The following is a 6,460-nucleotide window of genomic DNA, read 5'->3' as shown; positions in this document are numbered from 1 at the left end:
GCGCGGGGAACTGCGCGAGAAGCGGCCACCGTCCGTCAGCGGACGTACGCCCCAGGGGCGCGGGGAACTGCGCGAGAAGCGGCCACCGGCCCGCGCGTAACGAACGACCCAGGGGGCGCGGGGAACTGCGCGAGAAGCGGCCACCGTCCGTCAGCGGACGTACGCCCCAGGGGCGCGGGGAACTGCGCGAGAAGCGGCCACCGGCCCGCGCGTGACGAACGACCCAGGGGCGCGGGGAACCGCGCGACCAGCCACCCACCCACCCGCACCCGGCACCGAACGAGAAGCCCGTCACCGCCCCCCGGCGATCTCGGCGATCCGAACCACCCGCCGCTCGCGCCGCGACACCTCACAGGCCTCCGCGACCCGAAGCGCCGCCAACGCCTCCCACCCGTCACACGGATTCTCCCGAGCCCCCCGCACCACATCCACGAACGCCTTCAGCTCGGCCTCGTACGCGGGCGCGAACCGCTCCAGAAAGCCCGGCCAGGGCTTGTCCGCGGCCGGCGGCCCCGACGGCTCGGTCGACGCGACCGGCGTGCGGTCGTCGAGCCCGACCACGACCGTGTCCCGCTCCCCGGACAGCTCCATCCGCACGTCGTACCCGGCGCCGTTGCACCGCGTGGCCGTGGCGGTGGCCAGGGTGCCGTCGTCCAGCGTGAGGACGACCGCCGCGGTGTCCACGTCACCGGCCTCCCGGAACATGTCCGGCCCCGCGTCGGACCCGGCCGCGTACACCTCGACGACCTCCCGCCCGGTCACCCAGCGCAGCGCGTCGAAGTCGTGCACGAGGCAGTCCCGGTACAGACCGCCCGACAGCGGCAGATACGCGGCCGGGGGCGGCGCCGGGTCGGAGGTCATCGCCCGTACGGTGTGCAGCCGCCCGAGGTCGCCCGCGCGCACGGTCTCCCTGGCCTTCGCGTACCCGGCGTCGAAGCGCCGCTGGAAGCCGAGCTGGAGCACCGTCCCGGCCGTCTCCACCTCGGCGAGCGCGGCCAGCGTCCCGGGCAGGTCGAGCGCGATCGGCTTCTCGCAGAAGACCGGCAGACCGGCCCGCGCCGCCCGCCCGATCAGCTCGGCGTGCGCCGCCGTCGCCGCCGTGACGACCAGCGCGTCGACGCCCCAGGTGAACAGCTCGTCGACGCTCGGCGCCGCGGTCGCCCCGATCCGGTCGGCGAGGGCGACGGCCCGCTCCGGCGCCACATCGGTGACGAGGAGCGAGCCCACCTCCCGGTACCGCTCCAGGACGCCCGCGTGGAAGGTGCCGATCCGTCCCGTACCGATGAGTCCGATGCGCATGCGTCCCAACGTGCCGTGCCGCCCAGATGCTGTCAATCCTTTGTCCTGACAAACCCCGGGGCGCCCCTCGTCGGCCGGCCCGCTCTTGATTTGTCCGGACAACCTGACTTCCGGACTTCCCGTCAACATCTCCCGCCGCTACGCTCGGCCCGTGGCCAAACCTGGAGCCGACCCCGCCGTCCAGCTGGAGCTGAGCGTCGACCGTGGCAGTCCGGTCCCGCTCTACTTCCAGCTGTCCCAGCAGCTGGAGGCGGCGATCGAGCGCGGCGCGCTCACCCCCGGCAGCCTGCTCGGAAACGAGATCGAGCTGGCCGGCCGCCTCGGCCTGTCCCGGCCCACGGTCCGCCAGGCCATCCAGTCGCTGGTCGACAAGGGGCTGCTGGTCCGGCGCCGCGGCGTGGGCACCCAGGTCGTGCACAGCCAGGTCAAGCGCCCCCTGGAGCTGAGCAGCCTCTACGACGATCTGGAGGCGGCGGGGCAGCGCCCCGCGACCCGGGTCCTCGGCAATGTCCTGGTGCCCGCGTCCGCCGAGGTGGCCGCCGCGCTCGCGGTCGGCGAGGGCGAGCAGGTGCACCGCGTCGACCGGCTGCGCCTGGCCCACGGCGAGCCGGTCGCGTACCTCTGCAACCACCTGCCCACCGGACTGCTCCCGCTCGACGACACCCGCCTGGAGGCCACCGGCCTGTACCGCCTGATGCGGGCCGCCGGGATCACCCTGCACAGCGCCCGGCAGACCGTCGGGGCGCGGGCGGCCACCGCCGTCGAGGGCGACCGGCTCGGCGAGCCGGAGGGGGCGCCGCTGCTGACCATGCAGCGCACGACGTTCGACGACAAGGGCCGCGCGGTCGAGTTCGCCTCCCATGTCTACCGGGCCTCGCGCTACTCCTTCGAGTTCCAACTCCTCGTGCGCTCTTAGTGGTTGACCTCATTGCCGTGCGTAGTCCGAATGTTCTGACAAAGTCATTGACGCTGCGGTAGGAGCCCGCTACAAACACCTCCAGCCGCACCGGGCGGCCGGAGGAGAGGTGGCTCCACCATGCTCACGACGCGTACAGCCCGTACGGCCGCTGCCCTTGTCGCGGTGGTCGCCCTCGCCGCCGGGTGCAGCGGCTCCGGCGGCAAGAAGTCCGAGGACGACGGGGGCGGCGGGGGCGGCGGCCAGGCCGTGGACACGCCCCGCCTCAAGATCGCGATGATCACGCACTCCGGCGAGGGCGACACCTTCTGGGACATCGTGCGCAGCGGCGCCAAGGCCGCGGCCGAGAAGGACAACGTGACCTTCCTCTACTCCAACGACAAGGAGGCGCAGGGCCAGGCCCAGCTGGTCCAGGCCGCGATCGACAAGAAGGTCGACGGGATCGTCGTCACCCTCGCCAAGCCGCAGGCCATGGAGTCGGTGCTCGCGAAGGCGAAGGCCGCCGGGATCCCGGTCGTCTCGATCAACTCGGGATCCGAGTACGCGAAGAAGTTCGGCGCGCTCGCCCACATCGGCCAGGAGGAGTCGGTGGCCGGCGAGGCCGTCGGCACCCGGCTGACCGAGGAGGGCCGCAAGAAGACCCTGTGCGTCATCCACGAGCAGGGCAACGTCTCGCTGGAGCAGCGCTGCGCCGGCGTGAAGAAGACCTTCAAGGGCACGGTCGAGAACCTCAACGTCGACGGCACCAACGCCCCCGACTCCCAGGCCGCCGTCGAGGCCAAGCTCCAGGCCGACAAGTCCATCGACGCGGTCGTGGCGCTCGGCGCCCCCGTCGCGGCGCTGACCGTGAAGGCCGAGCAGGACGCGGGCAGCAAGGCCGAGATCGCCACCTTCGACCTGAACGCCGAGGTGGTCCGACGCCTGAAGGCCAAGGAGGTCGCCTTCGCCGTCGACCAGCAGCCCTACCTCCAGGGGTACGAGGCGGTGGATCTGCTCTGGCTGTACAAGTACAACGCGAACGTTCTCGGCGGGGGACAGCCCGTCTTCACCGGGCCCGCTCTCGTCACCGAGAAGGACGTTCCGAAACTGGAGAAGTACACCGCGCGCGGTACCCGGTGAATAGATGGATGATCCCCGTGACCCATACTTGTGCGTTTGGGACCGCAAAGAGGTCCCCATGGACCGGTAAACGGCCCTCTGGGATCGGCCGCCGTCGGGCGTGCCCGGTCCCGGTGAACAACGCAGCAGACCAAGAAGGGCACGGCCTCGTGGCACGGTTTCGGACCTGGGTGAGCATCGCGGTTGCAGGGGCTCTCGGCCTCGCACTGACGGGCTGCAGCAGCACGGGCGGCAAGCGGGCGGAAGACGCCAGGAAAGCCCAGCAGGCTCAGGGGAAGGCCGCGGTGAACACCCCCAAGTGGACCTTCTCCATGATCACCCATTCGGGCGACGGGGACACCTTCTGGGACATCGTCCAGAACGGCGCCAAGCAGGCGGCCGTCAAGGACAACATCAACTTCCTCTACTCGCACAGTGACGAGGGGAACCAGCAGGCGCAGCTCGTGGACGCCGCCGTCGACAAGAAGGTCGACGGCATCATCGTCACGCTCGCCAAGCCCGACGCCATGAAGGCGGCCGTGGCCCGCGCCCGGAAGGCCGGCATCCCGGTCATCACCGTGAACTCGGGCTCCGCCGAGTCCAAGAAGTTCGGCGCGCTCACCCACATCGGGCAGGACGAGACGATCGCGGGCGAGGCCGTCGGCGACGAGCTGAACAAGCGGGGCAAGAAGAAGGCCCTGTGCGTCCTGCACGAGCAGGGCAACGTCGGCCACGAGCAGCGCTGCGCGGGCGCCAAGTCGACCTTCGACGGCACGATGACGAACCTCTACGTCGACGGCACCAACATGCCCGACGTGCAGTCCTCCGTCGAGGCCAAGCTGCAGGCCGACAAGTCCATCGACTCGGTCGTCACGCTCGGCGCGCCGTTCGCCGCCACCGCCGTCAAGGCCAAGCAGGACGCGGGCAGCAAGGCCGAGGTCGACACCTTCGACCTGAACGAGAAGGTGGCCCAGGGCCTCCAGGACGACAGCCTCGGCTTCGCCGTCGACCAGCAGCCCTATCTCCAGGGCTACGAGGCCGTGGACCTGCTGTGGCTGTACAGGTACAACGCGAACGTCCTGGGCGGCGGCAAGCCGGTCCTCACGGGCCCGCAGATCGTCACCAAGGAGATGGCCGCGAAGCTGGCGGAGTACGCGAAGAGGGGGACGCGATGACCACCACAGCTCCGGAGAAACAGCCCGAGCCGCAGCTCGACGAACGGCTCCTGAAGACCTCGCCCTGGAAGAAGCTCCTCGGCCGCCCCGAGCTGGGCTCGGTCGTCGGCGCGATCGCCGTCTTCATCTTCTTCGCGGTCGCCGCGGACAGCTTCCTGCGGCCGACCAGCCTCGCGACGGTCCTCTACGCGGCCTCCGTCCTCGGCATCATGGCGGTGCCGGTCGCGCTGCTGATGATCGGCGGCGAGTTCGACCTGTCGGCCGGTGTGCTGGTGACGTCGTCGGCGCTGGTCTCGTCGATGTTCAGCTACCAGATGACGGCGAACACCTGGGTCGGCGTCGGGGTCTCGCTCCTGGTCACCCTCGCCATCGGCGCCTTCAACGGCATCATGCTGACCCGCACCAGGCTCCCCAGCTTCATCATCACGCTCGGCACCTTCCTGATGCTCACGGGCATGAACCTGGGATTCACCAAGCTGATCAGCGGCACGGTGTCGACCAAGTCCATCGCCGACATGCAGGGCTTCACCTCCGGCAAGGACGTCTTCGCCTCGACGCTCACCGTCGGCGGCGTCGACTTCAAGATCACCATCGTCTGGTGGCTGGCCCTGGTCCTGGTCGCGACCTGGATCCTGCTCCGCACCCGGATCGGCAACTGGATCTTCGCGGTCGGCGGTGACGTGGACGCGGCCCGTGCGGTCGGCGTCCCGGTCAACAAGACGAAGGTCGGCCTCTACATGGGCGTCGCGTTCGGCGCCTGGATCTCGGGCCAGCACCTGCTCTTCTCCTACGACGTGGTGCAGTCCGGCGAGGGCGTCGGCAATGAGCTGATCTACATCGTCGCGGCCGTCATCGGCGGCTGCCTGATCACGGGCGGCTACGGCTCCGCGGTCGGCGCGGCCATCGGCGCCCTGATCTTCGGCATGACCAGCAAGGGCATCGTGTTCGCCGAGTGGAACTCGGACTGGTTCAAGTTCTTCCTCGGGGCGATGCTGCTCCTCGCGACCCTCCTCAACCACTGGGTCCGCAAGCGCGCGGAGGCGAGCAAATGACGACCGACACGCAGACGCCACTGGTCGAGCTGGCCGGGGTCAGCAAGTACTACGGCAACATCCGGGCTCTCGAGGACGTCTCGCTCGTCGTGAACGCGGGGGAGATCTCCTGCGTGCTCGGCGACAACGGCGCCGGCAAGTCCACCCTGATCAAGATCATCGCGGGGCTGCACCAGCACGACGCGGGCACCTTCTCCGTCGAGGGCGAGCCGACGAAGTTCGCCAACCCCCGCGAGGCGCTGGACCGGGGCATCGCCACGGTCTACCAGGACCTGGCCGTGGTTCCGCTGATGCCGGTGTGGCGCAACTTCTTCCTCGGCTCCGAGCCGACGAAGGGCACCGCCCCGTTCAAGCGCATGGACGTCGACCTCATGCGCCGCACGACCCGCACCGAGCTGCTGCGCATGGGCATCGACCTGCGCGACGTCGACCAGCCCATCGGCACGCTGTCCGGCGGTGAGCGGCAGTGCGTCGCGATCGCCCGCGCCGTGTACTTCGGCGCCAAGGTCCTCGTCCTCGACGAGCCGACCGCGGCGCTCGGCGTGAAGCAGTCCGGGGTCGTCCTCAAGTACGTGGCCGCGGCGCGGGACGCCGGGCTCGGCGTGGTCCTCATCACCCACAACCCGCACCACGCGTACCTGGTCGGGGACCGGTTCATCCTGCTCAAGCGGGGTGGCATGTTCGGCAGCCACACCCGCGACGAGATCACTCTCGACGAGCTGACCCGGCAGATGGCCGGCGGCAGCGAGCTGGACGACCTCCGTCACGAACTGGAACGCGCGCCTGTGCCGACGCATCTGGGCGGGCATTCGGCTGACGGCGCCGAGAAGTAGTCGGCGCCGGTATTCGTCTGCGGCTCCGGTGGGGGCTGGTCGCGCAGTTCCCCGCGCCCCTGAAACGAGCTCCGCTCGCCCAGGGGC

6 protein-coding genes are annotated in these 6,460 nt (G+C 70.2%); 5 read left to right on the top strand and 1 reads right to left on the bottom strand.

The genetic code is table 11. From position 1 onward, the window contains the following. Positions 1–291 precede the first annotated feature (291 nt). Complete coding sequence (locus tag ABZ930_RS39750) at positions 292–1,299, bottom strand: Gfo/Idh/MocA family oxidoreductase (protein WP_361559904.1); 1,008 nt, start codon at positions 1,297–1,299, stop codon at positions 292–294. Positions 1,300–1,450: 151 nt separating this feature from the next. On the opposite strand from ABZ930_RS39750, the gene ABZ930_RS39745 reads away from it, so the two are divergent. The 5 genes from ABZ930_RS39745 to ABZ930_RS39725 all read left to right on the top strand — a co-directional run bounded on the left by ABZ930_RS39745 (position 1,451) and on the right by ABZ930_RS39725 (position 6,373). Beyond that, the gene (locus tag ABZ930_RS39745; RefSeq protein ID WP_361559901.1) at positions 1,451–2,215 is read left to right on the top strand and encodes a GntR family transcriptional regulator; all 765 of its coding nucleotides are present in this window, start codon (positions 1,451–1,453) and stop codon (positions 2,213–2,215) included. Between the two features lie 120 nt (positions 2,216–2,335). Then, positions 2,336–3,334 carry a sugar ABC transporter substrate-binding protein gene (locus ABZ930_RS39740; protein ID WP_361559898.1) on the top strand — a complete coding sequence of 333 codons (999 nt, stop codon included), beginning with the start codon at positions 2,336–2,338 and terminating at the stop codon, positions 3,332–3,334. Positions 3,335–3,483: 149 nt separating this feature from the next. Continuing rightward, complete coding sequence (locus ABZ930_RS39735; protein WP_361559895.1) at positions 3,484–4,488, top strand: sugar ABC transporter substrate-binding protein; 1,005 nt, start codon at positions 3,484–3,486, stop codon at positions 4,486–4,488. Further along, positions 4,485–5,540 (top strand): ABC transporter permease, encoded by a 1,056-nt coding sequence (locus tag ABZ930_RS39730; RefSeq protein WP_361559892.1) that lies wholly within the window; start codon positions 4,485–4,487, stop codon positions 5,538–5,540. The genes ABZ930_RS39735 and ABZ930_RS39730 overlap by 4 nt, the downstream gene beginning before the upstream one ends. Beyond that, positions 5,537–6,373, top strand: a complete 837-nt coding sequence (locus tag ABZ930_RS39725) for an ATP-binding cassette domain-containing protein (protein WP_361559889.1) — start codon at positions 5,537–5,539, stop codon at positions 6,371–6,373. The genes ABZ930_RS39730 and ABZ930_RS39725 overlap by 4 nt, the downstream gene beginning before the upstream one ends. Positions 6,374–6,460: the final 87 nt, after the last annotated feature.

This window comes from Streptomyces sp. NPDC046716 (assembly GCF_040645755.1).
Classification (GTDB): Bacteria; Actinomycetota; Actinomycetes; order Streptomycetales; family Streptomycetaceae; genus Streptomyces.
The sequence above is the reverse complement of the archived record's forward strand: the minus strand, read 5'-3'. Positions and strand labels throughout refer to the sequence as shown.